Origin of the sequence: Pigmentiphaga soli (assembly GCF_039541095.1) — a bacterium.
Lineage (GTDB): Bacteria > Pseudomonadota > Gammaproteobacteria > Burkholderiales > Burkholderiaceae_B > Pigmentiphaga > Pigmentiphaga soli.
In genome coordinates this window covers 1-17,220 of the sequence record NZ_BAABFO010000023.1, presented here as the reverse complement: position 1 = coordinate 17,220, position 17,220 = coordinate 1, and the positions used below count along the sequence as shown (strand labels likewise).

At 71.7% G+C, this 17,220-nt stretch carries 5 protein-coding genes; all 5 read right to left on the bottom strand.

The window, feature by feature from the left end:
- Positions 1 to 45: 45 nt before the first annotated feature.
- Entirely contained in the window at positions 46 to 1,041 is a 996-nt protein-coding gene (locus tag ABD927_RS19365; protein WP_345251494.1) for a FecR family protein, read from the bottom strand.
- Positions 1,042 to 1,046: 5 nt separating this feature from the next.
- Positions 1,047 to 1,571 (bottom strand): RNA polymerase sigma factor, encoded by a 525-nt coding sequence (locus ABD927_RS19360; RefSeq protein WP_345251493.1) that lies wholly within the window; start codon positions 1,569 to 1,571, stop codon positions 1,047 to 1,049.
- A 15-nt stretch (positions 1,572 to 1,586) separates the two neighbouring features.
- Positions 1,587 to 2,336 (bottom strand): STN domain-containing protein, encoded by a 750-nt coding sequence (locus ABD927_RS19355; RefSeq protein ID WP_345251491.1) that lies wholly within the window; start codon positions 2,334 to 2,336, stop codon positions 1,587 to 1,589.
- Positions 2,337 to 2,391: 55 nt separating this feature from the next.
- Entirely contained in the window at positions 2,392 to 2,997 is a 606-nt protein-coding gene (locus ABD927_RS19350; RefSeq protein ID WP_345251490.1) for an RNA polymerase sigma factor, read from the bottom strand.
- A gap of 92 nt (positions 2,998 to 3,089) precedes the next feature.
- A complete protein-coding gene (locus tag ABD927_RS19345; RefSeq protein ID WP_345251489.1) occupies positions 3,090 to 16,997 on the bottom strand; it encodes a filamentous haemagglutinin family protein in 13,908 nt (4,635 codons plus the stop codon).
- Positions 16,998 to 17,220 lie beyond the last annotated feature (223 nt).

The following is a 17,220-nucleotide window of genomic DNA, read 5'->3' as shown; positions in this document are numbered from 1 at the left end:
GGCGATCCCCAAAAGAAATTTTCGCGACGCCGGCGCGGCGGCGGATCAGCTCAATACGAGCACGCCGCCGGGCAGCGCCTGCGCGGTCAGGTCGAAGGTGTGCCGGATCTGCAGCAGCGCCGTGTCGAGCGCGTCGAGGCGGAAATGCGCGGTCACGGTGTCGGCGCGCAGCGACGACGCCATCAGCAGCACGCGGCCCGGCCGGTAGCGGTTGATCTCGTCGATGACGGCCCACAGCGGCGTCCGCTTGAACACCAGTTCGCCGCGGCGCCAGGCCGATACCTCGGCCGTGTCGACGCGCGCGGTGCCGCCGACGGTGCGGGCGTCGTAGACGGTCTGCTGGCCCGATTGCAATTGCCGCCGGCCGCCCGGATGCTCGACCCGCACGCTGCCGTCGATGCAGGTCACGCATACCTTGCCGTCCAGGTAGCGCACTTCGAAGCGCCCCGACTCGGCCACGCTGCGGCCGGCGCCGGCGGCAATGCCGAAGGCCTCGCCGGCTTGCCGCAGATCGACCGCCGTTTCGCCGGCCAGCAGGTCCAGGCCGACCAGTTCCTCGCCCCGCATGACGCGCCGCACGCTGGTGCGCGTGTTCAGCACCAGGTTCACGCGGCCGGCCAGCGCCAGCGAACGCTGCTCGCCGGTGGCAGTGCGGTAGTCGGCGTCCCATTCGCCGGGGGCCGGCCACAGCCGGAACGGCGGATAGGCCACCGCGGCGGCGGCCGCAGCCGCGCCGGTCGCCGCGCCCAGGAAGGCCCGCCGGCCGCCGTGCCGGGGCCGCATCGCGTCGCGGTGACAGGCCGCGGCCCGGGCATCGCTCCGCAGCAGATTGCCCACCGCCGGCCCCAGCAGCCGCCATTGCGCACGCGCTTCCTCGAACGCCGCCTGGTGCCGCGGGCTGGCGTCGCGCCAGCGCCGGAAGGCCTGCGCGTCCTGGCGCGTGGCACGGCCCGAGGTCATGCGCACCAGCCAGGCATGGGCGTCCTGCCGCAGCGCGTCGGGCCGCTCGGCGTCGCCGTATCGATCGGAAGGGGTCGGCATCGCGCTCATCGTACCGGACCGCCGCGCCGGGCCAGGCGGACGGCGCAGAAGTCCTGCGCCGCCTTCAGTTCGTATTCCACGTGGCGCAGCGTGACGCCCAGGCGCTCGGCCACGTCTTGCTGCGGCCAGCCTTCCCACCGCACGAGGACCAGGATCTCCCGCCTGCGCGGCGGCATCTGGGCCAGGATCTCTTCCAGCGCCTGCAATTGGGAGCGGTCTTCGGCAACCTGGGCCGGCCCCGGCGCCGGATCGGGCTGCAGCTCCAGCAGCATCTCGACCTCATCGGACGACAGCACCTGGCTCTGGCTGCGCCGCGTCTCCAGCGCGAAGTTGACCGCCATGCGCATCACATAGGCTTGCGGATTGCGCACGGGCCCCGGCGGTTCGCCGCGCTGCAGGCGCAGCCAGGTATCGTGCAGGGCGTCGTCGGCCAGGTCGTCGTTGCCCAGCGCGCGGGTCAGCCGGCGCTTCAGGTGCCCGTAGCGCTGGACCAGGAAATTGCGCAGCAGCGGCAGTACGTCGTCGGTCATGTCGGCGCCCGGCCCTCAGTGCGCCGTCGCGCACAGGCGCGTCTGGCCGATCGCGTCGAACGGCAGCACGGCCAGCGTCAGCGGTTGCGGCAGGCCGGGCGCCGGCGGCTGTTCGATCCGCACGCCGCCCAGGACGCCTAGGATGGCGGCATCGCGCCGCCGGTCGCCGGTGGAGGCCAGCAGCCGCGGCTGGCTGAGGCGGCCCGCCTGGTCCACGCCGAAACGCAGGATCGAGCGGTAGTGGCCGGGCATGGTGTGCACATTGCCGCACAGCGCCCGCCACACGCGGGCCTGCACCAGCGCGTCGTAGTCGCGGTCGGGCTCGGCGGGCGCCGGCGCGCCGGGCAGTGGCGACGGCGCGCCCTCCATTCTCAATACGAAAGCGTCCATGCGATCCTGGCTGCCCTCCACCCTGTCGGCCACCAGCCCCGTCCCTTCCAGCAAGGCCCGCAACGCCGCGCCCGGCGCATAGCGGCCGTACACCGCGGCCGACACGCGGCCGTCCACCCACTCGTCGCGGAACAGCACCGACTGGCGCGACACGGCAGCATAGCGCTCGAGCGCGGCGGCCAGCGGCTGCGCCGGGATGTCGAACGCCATCGGCCGGGCCGCGTCTTCGGGCGCGGCGCCGGACGGCGGCGCGGCCTCGGGCGCAGGCCCGGCATCGCCCGGCGCGGCCCGCGCGGTGGCCGCCAGGCAGCAGCACAACATCCACGAGGCAGCGGCGCCATGCCGGACCAGGCCCCCGGCCTTGGTGCGCACCATGTCTCGGAACCCATTTGCGAAGGGCGCATGGTGGCAGGCGCGCGTGACGGTCTGGTTACAGCGAATGAACGCCGCGGCGCACCGGCAACTGGCGGCGCGGCGTGCTGACGCCGGCCAGGATGGGGCGGCCGGTGAGCCCTGCGCACTGCTGCAGCGCCTGGCGCAGCGCGGTGTCGACGGTGCGCAGCGACAGGTGGTGCAGGTCGGCCACTTCCTGCCGCGTATGCCCATCGATACGCAGCGCCAGCAGGACGGACTGGTGCCGCGGCGGCAATTCGCGGAAGGCGCGGTCCACCGCCTCCAGTTCCGCGCGCGACTGCGCCGCGTCTTCCGGGCCCGGCACCGCGTCGGCCAGTTGTTCGAGCTGGGCGCCCGCGTCGGCGCCGTATTGCGCGGGGCGTTCGCTGCGCAGATGGTCCAGCGCCAGGTTGCAGGCCACGCGATGTATGTAGGCGGCCGGACTGTGCAGCGCCGCCGGCACGGCGGCCTCGCCCAGCCGCAGCCAGGCCTCGTGCAGGCATTCGCTGGCCAGGTCCGGGCAGCCGAAGCGGCGCGCCAGGCGGCGATGCAGGCGCTCGTAGTGCGCGACCAGCACGTCGCGCAGCGGGGTGCCGGCCGCGTCGGCGCGCGTGGCCGGGGCGTCGCAGGTCAGGCAGGTCATATCGGCTGACAAAGCGGTTGCAAGGCGAAAGAAGAACCCGCCATTCCCCACCGAGGCGGGGAATGGGCATGTCGCGTCGCGCGCAGCCTGGCCTAGCGGTCCAGGCCGAGACGGCGGCGCTCGGGGTCGGTCAGCCGTTTCGACTGCACGGGCTCGACGCTGTGGCCCAGGCCGATGATCTGCACCATGCTCGACATGTCGTAGCTCCCTGCCCTGGACTGCGGCGCGGGCGCCGGCGCGGCGGCACCCCCTGCCCCGCCGCCGGACGGCTGGGCGTCGTTGCCGAAGCCCAGCACGCGCACGGTAAAGATCGACGGCAGCGCCCGGCGGGCATCGGTGCGCTCCTGGCGCAGCACGTCCTGCGCCGCGGTGGCCGCCTGCGCCGCCGCCGCGCTGGCGTCGGCCAGCGCCCCCACGTTCACCGTGTTCTGCGGCAGCCCGAACGACAGACCCGTCACCTGGATGTTGTCCAGGCCGCGAATCTCCTTGGCCGCGATGACCAGGTTGCCCGACACCCGGATGCCGGCGTCGCCCGCGTCCACCGTGCCGTGCGGCGCGATCAGGTACATGCTGCCCGGCGTCTGCCCCGGCTCGCCGGTGATCAGCGTGGCGATGCCCGAGCCCGACGCGGCGCCGGTCAGCTCCAGCGTGGTGGCGCCGGTGGCGGGGTTGAACACCACGCGCGGCGGCGGCGCCAGCACCGAGGTCTTGGCGCCCTTGCCGGCGTTGATGTCGCCTTCCGACGACCAGATCAGCATGTCGCCGCCGCCGATCGCGAACACCCGGCTCTGGTTGACGATGAAGTCGTCGTGCAGCACCGCGTTGATGTCGCCGCCGCGCAGCGCCACCACGCCCAGGTGGTCGGCGCTCTTGATGCCGGTGGGCGCGATGTCGGGCCCGACCACGGCCACGCCGCCATTGATGCCGCCGCCCGGCACCAGCAGGTCGATGCTGCCGTCGTAGAACGACTTGACCTGGCTGTAGTCCAGCGTCAGGTCGCCGCCGTAGCCCCGGCCTTCGGGGAACAGGATGCCGAGCGCCGTATAGCCGTCGTTGTAGTTCTGCGTCGGCAGGCCGTCGGTGCCCACGCGCTTGAGTTCCTTGTAGACGATGCTGCGGATGAAGACGTCGCGCACGTCCTCGGGCAGTTGCTGGAACCGGGCCCACGCCGTCTGCTCGTCCAGCGCATCATCGCCGGACTGCTCGCGCATGTAGCCGAGCAGATCGGCGGCGTAGCTGCGCGGCGCGCCGACGGCGCCCGGCGCCAGATACGCGGCCGCGAAGGCGGCGTAGTCCGGACCGGCGGCGCCGGCGCCCACGGTCAGCACGATGTTGGCGCTGCGGCCATCCGGCAGGTAGGGGTTGATCTGGTTGCCGAGCGCGATGATGCCTTCGCTGCGGTTGAGCGACAGGTCGCGGCCGGTGGTGACTTCGAGCCGGCCCGGCCCGCTGACCCAGATGCCCGTGCCCTCGGGGTTGGAGGCGGGGGTGAATTCGAAGAAGTGGCGCTGTTCCACCAGGTCGCGCCCTGCCTGGACCCGGGTGGTCTGGTGGTCCGTGAAATTCTGCGCCACCAGCGTCAGGTCGATGATGTCGCGGCCGGCACGCACGTCCGCCGGCTTGGGCAGCGAGATGAAATAGGCGGATTGTTCGGCGGTGGTGCCGCCGCCATAGAGCGACCAGACGCCCGACGCATTGTTGGTCACGTAGAAATACTTGCCAGTGATGTCGCCATCCACCGCGTAGATGCGCACCGGGTTGTCGTCGTCGGCGCGATACAGGCTGGCGCTGTGCGCCAGCGTGCGGTCGCGCGTGGTGATGATGGGCAGGGAATCGCTCAGCCAGGAGGGAATCTGATCGACGAAACCCTGGATGGTGATCGGTTCCGGCGTCCTGAACAGCTCGGGATCGGCATCCGACATGCCAAGGCCGTTGACGATGTTGATGGAATCCTGCGCCAGCAGCGTGAGGTCGCCGTTGTGCGCCGGCAGCATCTGCACGCGCTGGTCCGAACCATCGCCGACGGTGCCGCCGCCGATGTCGATGCTGCCGGTATAGGCCACCGCTTCCAGCGTGCCCGGCAGCAGGTTGCTGGTGCCGCCGAGGCTGATGCCCAGGCCCGGCTTGTCGATCACCTTGACGTTGCCGGCCACCGAGGCGATATCGACCGCGCTGCGGTCGGTATAGGTCGACAGCAGCGTGCGGCCGCCCGCCAGCGTCGGGTTGTAGATGCTGCCGACCTCGGCGTCGCCGCGCGCCACCGCCTTGATGACGGCATCGCCCAGCGCGAAGCGCGTCGCGAACGGGCCGATGCCCTGGGCCTGGGTCAGGGTGTAGTTGCTGTACCTGTTGACGGTCTGCGAGCCGATGTCGCGGCCGGCCTGCAGCGTGCCGGTGCCGCTGGCCACGTAGATGATGCCGCCGAGGATGTCGCGTCCCGCCCCTACCGCCACGTCGCCGCCGCCCACCGTCTGCACGTAGGCGTCCGCAGGAGAGGCGCCGACGTACATGCCGCCGTTGGCGGAAACGAGCGTGGCGCCGATCACGTCGCGGCCGGCGCTGGCCGTGACGTTGCCGCCGCCCAGCGTGCCGAAGAGATCGCGCACGCCCTGCCCGTAGCTTACCCCCTTATACAGGTTGTAGCCCCAGCCGGTGATGGCGCTGTAGCGGCCGGAGCTGGGATTGACGTCGCCCTGCGCCTGCATCCAGCCGGAGGGCTCGATGGGCGCCACGTTGGTGTTTTGCGACGCATCCCGGCTGTTGCCGACGATGTCCTGCTGCGCGGCAAGCGCCACGTCGCCGCCGCCCGAAGCCATCCAGAAATAGTTGATGGTGTCGTCGTAGGCGAGCGTGCCGCCCGTAAGCGCGCGGCGGCCATCGGCCAGCGTGATGAAATCGACGCTGTTGGCGACCTGCAGGCTGGCCGGGCGGCCCATCGTATAGACGCTGCTCTCGTAGCTGATGGCGTTGCCGGCGCCGTTGAGGTAGGTGTTGAGCTCGATGCTGCGGCCGGCGGCCAGCCTGATGTCGCCGGTGCCGGTGCGCACGGTAACGTCGCTGGCCGGGCCGGCGTTGATGTCGACGTCGCCCTTGCGCGCGTCGAGCTGGAACAGCGGCTGCACGGCAACAGCCGATGCCGCCGCCAGGTCGGCGCCGCCGACCAGCGTGTACGACCACGAAGCGTCGTCGATCAGGGCCATGTCGGCGATGCTGACGCCGTCGGTGAGCGAACCGTCGATCTCGACGTTGCCGGCCGCGCGCAGCGTCAGCACGCCCGGCACCTTGTCGGGGCCGAAGCGCGCGCCGGACAGGTCCCAGCCCGTGCCGGTGGCGGCATCCGCCTGCGGCAGCACGATGTCGCTGGAAACGCTGGACGGCGTGGCGACGACGGCGGGCTCCTGGTAGGACACTTGCGTGGTGGTGCCGGTGGGCGTCACCGTGCCGCCGTTGACCTGCACGTCGACGGTGCGGCCGCTCGTGCGCAGCGTCAGCGTACCGTCGCCGTTCAGCACCACCGTGTCGCCGCTGGTGACGGGGGCCTGGCCGTTGGCGGCATAGCTGCCGCGTACCGTGCCGTCGGGCATATAGACCGTCCACGGCACGGTTGCCCTTATGCTGAACGTCGTCGACGCGGTCTTGCTGGTGAGCGTTACCGACGCCCCCGTGTTCATGACCAGCGAACTCGAAGTATTGATCAGGGTGGTCTGCGTGGCGGGGACGGCGCCCGCCACCGTATAGGCCGCCCCCGCCTGCACCAGCACCCGGATCTTGTCGGCCTGCGCCGTGACCTTGCCTGCCGCATCGAGCTTGACGGTCGCGCCGGCCGGCACGCTGACCGTGTCGCCCGCAGCGAAGCTTCGCACCCGGCTGCCGTCCACGTAGACGCCGCCCGCCGCCGTGGCCACGATGCTGCCGCCAGCCGGCACGGTCAGCGCCGTACCGGCGCCCATGCCGACGCTGCCGGCGGCGCCCAGCGTCAGCGCCGCCGATGCGTTGGCCGGCGCCGTCAGTGTGAGGCCGCTGGTGGCCAGCGCGGCGTCCATGGGCAGCTCCACCGGCACGTCGGTATCGGTCGCCAGCGTCACCGGCGCGTCGGGGCCCATGGCGGTGATGGTGGAGCCGGCCGGCACGGCCAGCATGCCCATGCCCTTGGACAGCCGGTAGGCGCCTTTGCCCAGCGTCACGTTCACGCCCGCAGAGGCGGTATTGCCGAGCGCCAGCGTACCGCTGGAGGTAAAGAACAGCAGCCGCGTCCCGGGCGGCAGCGCGGAGGGGTAGCCGCTGTAGGCGGTATTGCGGTCGAACTGCAGGCGCGTGCCGTCCGGCAGCACGATCAGGCCGTAGATCCCGAAGGCCGTCGTGTAGAAGGCCAGGGTGCCGGCGGGAGCGCCGTCCGGCAGCAGCACGGTGCTGCCCTGAGGCAGCACCATCATCTGCGCGATGTCGTTGAACCGCACGGTCAGGCCGTCCGCAGGCGCGTCGACTTCCAGGATCGCGTTGTTGAAAGTCGGCATCAGGCTCCCGCTGAAACCTTCCGGCAGCATGAGCGGCACGCCGTTGCGCAGCGTGAGTGTGCTGTTCGCGGCTATCGTGCCGATGGCCTGCCCGGGCTGCTCGGTGGCGTTGACGACCTCCACGCCCGGCGCGACGGTCAGCACCGCATCCAGGCCCGGATTGGCCGCCAGCAGCCGGCTCTTGATGGCATCGGTGTGGGCGGCGAAGGACTCGGCATCGGCCAGCACGGTGTGTTTCAGGTCGTCGGTGATGACGCCGTCGGTATTGGTGAGGTCATAGACCTTGTAGCCCTCGGCCACGATGCTGCCGGCGCCGAGTACGTTGCCGGCGACGGGATTGATGCGAAGGTCGCTGCCGTCGGCCGTCTGCGGCGCGCGCAGGTGCAGCGTGCCAGCCTGCACGCCGCCCAGTGGCAGCAGCGTGGTGCCCTGGGCCGAGAAACCGCTCGCGGCGGACAGCAACAGCGGAATGCCGCCGGTGCTGCCGGAGGCGAAGTTCAGCGTGCCCTGCTCGCCCAGCGCCAGCAGCGTGCCGGCAGTAAGCGTGCCCAGCGCGGCCCGGCTGGCCGTGAACTGGCCGCCGCCATCCAGGCTGACCGCAAAGGCATTCGTCGCGCCGGCGACGTCGAGCAGGAGGTTGTTGGCGGCCGCACCGATCCCGGTATTGGCCTGGATGTTGCTGAGGACCGCATTCTTGACGGTCCATTCCTTGCCGTTCGGCCATGGGCCGGGGCTGCCGGCGCCGCCGCTCACCGAGAAGCTGACCGGCACGCCCTTCACGCTGAACAATGGCACGGAAGCGGAGGTGAGGCCCCATTTATCGATCGACAGCGTGAAAGGCTGGTTGGGCCGGATCGTCGCCACCGAGAGTGCTCCCGAGGCCGCGCTGAAGCCGACGCCGCTGGTCTGCGCCGCGCCGTCGTCCGCCGTCAAGGTCGCCCCGCCGCTGAACACCAGGACCGCGCCTGCGGGAATGCCGTTGGGAAAGCTGAGCGACTCGCTGCTGGATCCCGAATAGATGCCGAGGGTGCCTGCCGGCCCGAGGGTGACGATGCTGCCGGCGCTGCGGGCGTAGATGACGCCCTCGCTTATCGGAATGCTGGCAGCGGCCGGCAGCGCCGTGGTGAAGTTGATGCTGGAGCCGGCCGCGAGCTTGAGCGTGCTGGTACCGGCCGTCAGCGTGACCTTGCTGCCGCCGCTGGCGGTGGTGATGGTCACCGAATCGGCGCTGGTGCTGACCGTATCGTCGCCCGGCGTGCCGTTCGGCAGCAGCACCGGCGCACCGCCGGCCAGCACGATCTGGCTGCCGGCGGCGTCGAGCGTGATCGGCACCGCGGTCAGCGCGGTGGCGCCGCTGGTGGCGAAGGCGCCGGTCAGCGGCAGCGCGACGGTGGTGGCGCCGCCTGTGCCGCTGGCGACCTTGACGAGGCCGGGGCGCACGAGCTGGATGCTGGCCCCGGCCGGCAGTGCGAACGGCGTGCCGGCCATGATGGGCGCGGTGCTGCCGTCGGCACGGACAATGGTGCCGTCGGCATCGGCCACCAGCTGGTTATCGCCCGGCGTGCCGTTCGGGAAGCCGATGATCGACGTGGACGGCAGCGCGATACTGCTGCCCACGCCGTTGAGCGCGATCTGGCGCGCGGAGGCGCCGGCGCTGGCCACGCCGAGGTCGATCAGCGAACCGGCGCGGATGTCGAGCAAGGCATCGGGATCGCTCACGTCTTCGCCATCGACGATGCGATGCGCGCCGGCCGACAGCGATACCGAACCGCCCTTGCCCGCGCCGTCGAAGTTCTCGCCGGCCACCGTGAGCGTGGAACCCGACTCCAGGATCAGGTTGCCCGCGGCCGACAGCGCGATGCTGCCGCCGGTAGGGCCCGACGCATCGATGGTGCCGGTGACGATGATGGCGCCCTCGTCGGCCGACAGCGTGAAAGCGTGCGTCCTGGTGATGCCGTCGAGGGTCACGTCGCCGGTGCGGATGCGCAGGTCGCGCGCGACGGCGAAGCCGCCGTCGTTGAGCGCTCCCTGCAATGCGCCGAAGCCGGGCATGGTCTTGGCGTCGAGTACGAAGCTGCCGCCGGTGGCGTTGCCGTCAAGCGTGAAGCTACCCTGCGGGGCGGTCACCGACAGCTTGCCGCCGCCGCTGGGATCGGCCAGTTGCAGCGTGGCGCCTTCCTGTACCAGCACGTCGCCGGTTTCCGAGGTCAGCGCGATCTCGCCGGCCGGCAGCGTGCGGGTCTGATCGTAGAAGTTCTGGTCACGGCCGGAAACATCGAGCCGGGCGCCGCCGCCGATGGTCAGGGTGCTGTCCGCATCGACGGTCAGCGCGCCGGCCGGCAGGCGGATGGCCGTGGCGATGTCCACGGTATGGCCGTCGAGCGTGAGCTGGCCGCCGTTGCCGATCAGCGCGTCGGCACCGGCCGGGACGGCCTGGCTGCCGGCCGCCAGGCGCAGCGCGCCGGTGGCGGTGAATACCTGGTCGGCGCCGGTGGCGACCGTAACCAGCGGCGTCTCGATCGCGAGGTCGGCCGGCACACCGCCGTCCGCCGTCAGGCTGCCGCTGCCGAGGGCCCGCAGCGCGCCAGCCCGCAGCGTGGCGCCGGTGAAGCCCAGTATGCGGCTGTCGCCCGCGCCGATCCGCAGCTCGCCCGCATCGATGGCAAGAGTGCCGGCGGCGCTGGCCGGCCCGGCATCGGCGGCCAGCGTGCCGCTGCTGTCCTGCAAGGTCAGCATGCCGGCACCCAGCACGGCGTCGCCGTCGCCGCGCTGCCGCAGCGCGGCGGCATCGAGCACCAGTTCGCCCACATTGGACAGGCCGCCGGCCGGGTCGCGCAGGTCGAACGAGCCGTTGGCGTAGAAGTCGATCGTGCCGTAGCTGCGCAGCACCAGGCTCTGAGCCCGCGCCAGCGCGGCCAGCGTGGCGGCGTTGGCGACGAAGCCGGAAGTGCCGGCGGGCGCGTCGCCGAAGCTGACGCTGCTCGATGCCACGCCCAGTTGCGGCGCCTGGATGTCGGCGCTGGCGTCGATCACGGAATCGGCGGTGGCGTCGAACAGGATCGCTGAACCCGCCTGCAGCTTGGCGCCGGCCTGTACGTCGATGCTGCCGGCCAGCGCCGGGCCGGGACCGGCGATGTCATAGCGCTGCACGCCAACCGCCGGCGCGTTGGAGACGGCCAGCAGCGAGCCCTGGCCGGTGCCGAGCGGGTCGGTGGCGAACGGGTTGCCGATCAGCAGCGGCAGGGCCGCGCCGTGATAGTCGCCCTGGGCGCGGATGGCGGCGCCGTCCCGGACCGTGACGGTACCGGTGCCGGCGATGCCGCCATCGCTGCCGATGTCGCTGCGCGCCACCAGCAGCAGTTCCGGCGCCACCAGCGCGGAACCTTCATCGTTGGCCACGAGAATGCGGGCGGCCGTGACGTCGAGCACGTAGCCGTCGCTGGAGAAGCTGCGCGTGCCGCCCAGCATCAGGCTCTCGGCCCCGGTGCTGCTGAGCGTCTTGCCGTCGATGGTCAGCGCGTAGCCATCCACCGGCGCCTCGCCCTGCTTCACGACGGCGATGGAATCGGAGGCGATGTCGATGAAGCCGCCGCGGCCGCGGTTGCCGGCGTCGTCGGTGCCGGCTTCCAGGTTCAGCCGGCCGTCGAGGTTCAGGCCGCTGCGCGCGGCCAGCACCAGTTGGCCGGCATCGATGCCCAGCGGCGGCATCACGCTCTCGGCCTTGGCCGCGGCCTCGGCGAAGTAGGCGTTGGCGGAATAGCTGTCGTATTCGCTGTAGGCACGCACGGCGTCGCCCGGCAGCACCAGGAAGGCGGACGTCCGGATGTCCTGGCTGCCGGTGAAGCCGGAACCCTGGAAGCCCGAGACCAGGTAGCCGCCATCGCGCCGCGTCGCCAGCAGGCCCGGCGGCTGGTCCTTGGCCGAGCCGGCCGCCTGCACGCGGAACGCGCCGGGCTGCAGCGCATACTCGGCGGGCAGCAGCGTGTACCAGCCGGCGGCCAGGCCCGGCACGCCGGACAGATAGACGCGCGAGCCGACGGCGGGATCGCCGTTGCCCGCGGTGGAGACCGGCGCCACGGCCGGCTGCGCGCCCGGCAGCACCGCGTAGACGCCGCTGCCGGCAAGCAGGTCGCGCGAACCGCCGGTGCCCGGCACGAACTGGTAGGCCGACACGTCGCCGCCGCCGGACAGGTCCACGGTGGCGCCGCCTTGGATGTCGACCACGTCGCCGTTGAGGAACACCTGCTTGGCCGGCGCGCTGCCGAATTCCATCGTGCCGCCTTCGCTGTACCACAAGCCGTTGATGACCCGCCCGTAGGGCAAGGCCTGGCCGTGCGCGGAAACGTCGATCAGGCTGCCGCCGGCCAGCGTGACGGTACCGGCGTCGCCCGCGTCGAGCGCGATCCGGCCTAGCGGGGCCCGCAGCACGCCTCGATTGACGATGGCCGGCGCGCTGAACACCAGGCTGCCGCCGGCCGATGCCGGCAGCGGCGCATCGGGATCGCCCGGCAGGATGGTCAGGACGGCGTCGTCCGCATCGGACGAAATGGTGTAGCTGCGGCCGCTGCCCGGATAGATCTGGCGGGCGCCGAAGGTGAGATCGCCGGCGGCCAGGAGCTGGCCGGGGATGACGGCCGTGCCGCTGGTGGACAGTGCGCCGGCACCGAACAGGAGGTCGCCGCCGCTCGCGAAGCGGGCATCGTCCACGTTGCGCAGCACGGTCGTGGTGCCGAAGCTCAGCAGCTGTCCGGCATCGACGATCAGCGTGCCGGCATTGGAGGCCGGCGTCGTGGTCAGCGCATAGCGCCGCGCCAGCGTGCCGAGCGTGATGGCGGGCGCGGCCAGTTCCACGCGGGTGCTGGCGCCTTCGTTCCAGACGTCGCCTGTCTTGTCGGCGGTGTCGAGCTGGATCACCGGGGCGTCCAGCGTGATGGCGCCCGGCACGGCCAGGCTGACGTCGTCGAGGAAGCTGACGGCGTTGCGCGCCTCCAGCGTGACGGTGGCGAAGCCGCCCTGCTGCAGCAGATCGGCGGAAACCTCGCCCGTCCGGGTCGACAGGCGCGCCAGCGGCACGCTGGTGTCCACGCCCTGCGGGCGCTCGGCGGGGCCGAGCGAGGCGCCGGGGGCAAGGCCGGCCGGCAGCGCCGAAGCGGCGCTCTGGCGGACTTCGATGTTGCGGTCGAACGCGGCACCGGTACCCGCATTGTCCGGCAGGGTGTCCAGGTCGAAAACGAAATGCCCCGCCTCGGCCTGGGCGGCGGCGGCATGCGCGTCGTAGCCGCCATCGAGCCAGGCGCCGTCGCGCGCCAGCACGTGGACGGTGCCGGCGTCGCTCCACACGGACCGGGCCGTGACCGCGTCGGCGCGCACGACGCCGGTCGCGCCATTGCGCAGGTCGAGTTCGGCGCTGGCGCCGGCGACTCGGATCAGCGAACCGGCCTGGGTGACGACATAGCCGGCGCGCGAGGCGTCCAGCGTGACGGTGCCGCCGTCCAGCACGGTTCCGCTGCGCCAGCCGTAGGCGTTGGGCACATCGGGTCGCAGCGCGCCGGACACGTCCAGCACGGCGTCGGCGCCGAGCCAGATGGCGCGGTCCTGGCGCTCGTAGGCCTGCTGGGTGCCGCTGCCCACGATGGGCGGCGCGAACAGCGTGGCGGTGATGGCGCCGCCGGGCGCCACGATACGGCCCTCGACGTCCACCAGATCGCTGCCGATCAGGCTGACCGTGCCGCCCAGCCCGGCGTCGATCGCGCTGCCCGCGCCGAGGATGACCGAGCCCTGCACGTCGGACAGCGCGTAGCCGCCCGAGACGGGAACATAGGTATTGAAGCCGGAACGCAACGTCAGGCTGGCCGCGCTGCGCAGGCTTTGCGGCAGCAGCGCGAGTTCGCCCAGGTCTTCCAGCGCGGTGCCGCTGGCGGCGGTGGCCGGCTGCGCGATCAGGCGGCTCTGCGGCGCCAGCGCGATCTGCGTGCCGTCCAGCACGGCCAGGCCCTGGATGCCGTCGATCGAGTAGCCGGCGAAGCCGCCCTGGCCGAACAGGCCGGTGCCGATCATGCGCGGCGCGTTGACCACCGCGTCGGCGGGCAGCACCGTCCCCTTGGCAAAGGACGTGCCGGCGGCGACGGTGTAGTCGAAGGGCAGGCTGGACCCCTTGGCCGCCGACTGCGGGACGGCGGTACCGCCGACGATGCCGTTCGGGAAGGCGTCGGCCGGCAGCGAATAGCCCGCCGGAAACTGGCCGTAGATGTAGTACAGCCGCGTGCCGGCTGGAATCGTGGCGCCCGGCCCGTAGGAAGGACCGCCCACGGAGTAGATATAGCTGAGGCCGGCGGGCACGACCCAGTCGGCGGCGAGCGTAACGGGGGCGGCCGAGTTGGAGAAACTGTAGTAGCCCGTGAAGTTGATGGCGGTGCCCGGCGACAACGTGCTCGACGTGTAGCTGACGTCGATCGGCAGCGGCTGGCCGGCGGCGATGACCAGCGGCTCCAGGATCCGGATATCCTTCGGCGCCGGCGTGCCGGCTTCCAGCCGCCCGTCGAAGATGGCCTGGTAGGCGCTGAAATCGCTGCCGATGAGGGTGTCCTGGCCGATGATGTTCAGCGTGCCGCCGCGGCCGGCCTTGCCGGCGGTGGCCAGCGCATAGCCGCGCAGATCCGCGCCGTCGGCGATGTCGAGATCGGTCGAGCCCAGCGTGATGGTGCCGGCATTGCCCAGCGCCTGCACCCGCCCCTTGAGGTCGGCGCGGCCGCCGCCCGACACGTCGATGCGGGCGCCGCCGGCGATGCGCAGCGACCCCGTGCCGGCCGTGCCGGAGGTGTAGAAGTTGTTCTCCACGTCGGTGGACGAAGGCTTGGCGTCGCGGGTCAGGATGCTCACGCTGCCGCCGCCGGCCACGGCGGGATAGGCGCCGTCGGCGGCGCTGCTCCACAGGCCCGCGGCATCGAGTACGGCGTTGGCGCCGATATCGATGACCTTGTCGGTGCTGCCGAAGCGCGTGTTGCTGGCGAGCAGGCTGATGCTGCCGCCGGCGGCACGGACCCTGCCGTCGACCTGGATGGCATTGGCGGCGATGACGAAGTTCCCGCGTTCGCCCAGGTCGAGGTCGGCATCGTCGGCGATGTCCACCGTCTTGTTGGCGTAGATGCGCAGCGTGCCGATGCCCGACCGGTTGAGCTTGTCGGTCGACAGCAGCGTGCGCACGTCGTCGGCCAGCGTCCGGTCCGGCGTGAAGTCCTCGCCCAGCGTCGCCGCCGCGTCCTTCTGCAAGGTGACGCTGTCGAGCACGTAGTGGTAGGTGTCGATCATCAGCGGCAGCGGCGCGGCGTTCATGTCGCCCAGGCTCAGCGTGCCGCCGGCCGGCAGCTCGTCGTGTTCGAGCTGCCAGCTGCCGGCCAGCGCGGCGGCGCTGATGTCGCCGTCCAGCACGGTGGTAGGCGCGACGATGTCGATGGCGCCGGCGTCCTGGCCCTGGGTGTAGGCCTCCTGGTAGACGCGCTGCGCCAGCAAGGCGTTGGTCCAGCTTTCGCTGACGCCCCAGCGCGCATGGCTGGAGGTGTAGTTGCCGACGATGCCGGTGTAGGTGGCGTCGGGCCTGGCCTGCGCCAGCGGCACGCGGCCGCCGCCCGCCGTCGACAGATTGGTGATCGGCACCCAGCCGCCGGCGTACTCCAGCGTGCCGCCGTTGGCCGCCAGGCTGGCGCCTTCGCGCAGCAGCACGTCGCCGCGGCTGTCCAGCGTGATGGTGCCGCCCTTGCTGGTCAGCTCGCCCACGCCGCGCTGGATGGCACCGATGTAGCCCGATGCGTCGAACAAGGGCGAGCCGTACCACACGCCCGGCTCGCCCTCGAACCATTCGATGCCGGCCAGCAGCGGATCGTCGAAGCTGCCCGACTCGCGGATGTCGACCCACACCTTCTTGCCGTACAGGAAGCCGTTGCGCAGCAGCGGGGAATCGCGCAGTTCGCTGGCGCGCAGCTCGACCTGCACGAAATTGCGGTCGGCCGACAGCGCCACGCCCTGCGTGCCCGAGACGTCGAGGATGGCCCCCGTGTCGACGTAGATGCGGCTGGCATCGGCAGGCGCGACCGGGTCGGCCAGCGGCGATACGGCGGCGCTGAAATCGATGTCGCCGCCCGGCGCCAGCAGCAGAGCGCCGCGGCCCACGCTGAGCGTGGAGCCGTAGGTGTCGATGGCCGACGGCGCCAGCAATTCGGTCGCGGTGACGGCCTGCGTGTCGCTCAGTTCGGGCAGCGCCGTCAGCGAGGCGCCCGCGCCGATCGCGACGGTGCCGGTGCGCGCGGCGGCGTAGCCCTGGAAGACGGCCTGGTCGTCGGTCCGGGACTGTGCCTGGTCGCGCGCCAGCAGGTCGATCGAGCCGTTGGCGGTAACCGTGGTGGTGGTCCACAGTACGCCGCCGGCGGTCGTATCGCCCACGGTCAGGGCATCGACCCCGACATCGCGGCCGGCCAGCGTGATATTGCCGCGGTCGGCTTCGATCAGGCCCTTGCTGGACGCCGTGCCGCCCTGCCCCAGCGCGATCTGCAGACCGCGCAGCGACACGTCGTCGCTAGCCTTCAGATAGACCTGCTGGCCGGCGCCGAGCAGCGCCTGGCCGTCCGGCGTGACGATGGCGCCGTCGTTCTCCACGTTGCCGCCCAGCAGCAGCACGCGGCCGGCGCTGTCGGTTTCGAGGTGCGCGCCGGCTTCGACCTTGATGTCGCCGGCGACCTCGCCCGGGCCGGCCGCAAAAGTCGGGCCGGCCGCATCCCAGGACGTGGTGATGAAGGCGCTCTTGAACTGGTCGTCGCTCAGCTGCAGCGCGCTGGCCGTCAGGCTGCCCACGTTCACCTGGCTGGTGCCCGAGAACAGGATGCCGTTGCGGTTCAGGATGTAGACGGTGCCCGGCGCCTTGATCTGCCCGCGGATCTGGCTCGGCCGCGCCTGGGGATCGTTGACCCGGTTCAGCACCGACCAACTCGGCTGCTGCCGGAAATTCACCGTGGTGTTGCGGCCCACGTTGAAGGTTTCCCAGTTCAGGATCGCCTTGTCGGCCGTCTGCTGGATATCGACCGTGGTCTGCCCGCCCGCCGCGCTCTGCACGGGGTCCTTGGCGTTGATCCAGCCCGCGGTCAGCGAGTTCGTGTCGGCCTTCAGGCCGCCCTCGGCCAGCCCGTCCGGCACGCCGCCATCGCCCAGCGCCGCCGCCCGCGCCTGCGCCTGCGCCGCCTGCTGCGCGGCGATCGCGCGCGCGGCCAGGTTCAGGTTGTTGATCGAGGTCTGCAGCTTCTGCCGCGCCGCGCCCGATTGCTGCATGGCATTGAGCGAACTGGCCGGCATGCCGTTGGGCAGCTTGCCGGTGGCCGTCGCCGTGCCCTGCGCCGCGCCCTTGCTGCCGAACCACTGTGCGCTGAACGCCCCCGCATGCGCGCCGCCCGCGGCGCCCGTCGCCAACGTCAACGCGATGGCGCGCGCGATGGGCGCCATCCGGAAATTCCGCGCCTGCCCGCGCGCCTTAGGGTGATGGAGCCTGCCGCTTTGCGCGCGTGTGATCATGTGCCGTTCCCGCCCGAGTTGTTTGCGTCGTGCTAAGACGAACGGCTCGATCCAACCCCGCAAAAAAACACCGGGGCCCGGCGGCGGATGCGGGCGGGCCTAGTGTTCTGTCCCGTAAATTCGCCGTCACAAGATATGGTTAGGATAAGGCCTT

Coding starts and splice junctions, on each gene's coding strand:
- ABD927_RS19365 (WP_345251494.1), bottom strand. CDS start 1,041: ATGCCGACCCCTTCCGATCGATACGGCGACGCCGAGCGGCCCGACGCG.
- ABD927_RS19360 (WP_345251493.1), bottom strand. CDS start 1,571: ATGACCGACGACGTACTGCCGCTGCTGCGCAATTTCCTGGTCCAGCGC.
- ABD927_RS19355 (WP_345251491.1), bottom strand. CDS start 2,336: ATGGTGCGCACCAAGGCCGGGGGCCTGGTCCGGCATGGCGCCGCTGCC.
- ABD927_RS19350 (WP_345251490.1), bottom strand. CDS start 2,997: ATGACCTGCCTGACCTGCGACGCCCCGGCCACGCGCGCCGACGCGGCC.
- ABD927_RS19345 (WP_345251489.1), bottom strand. CDS start 16,997: ATGGCGCCCATCGCGCGCGCCATCGCGTTGACGTTGGCGACGGGCGCC.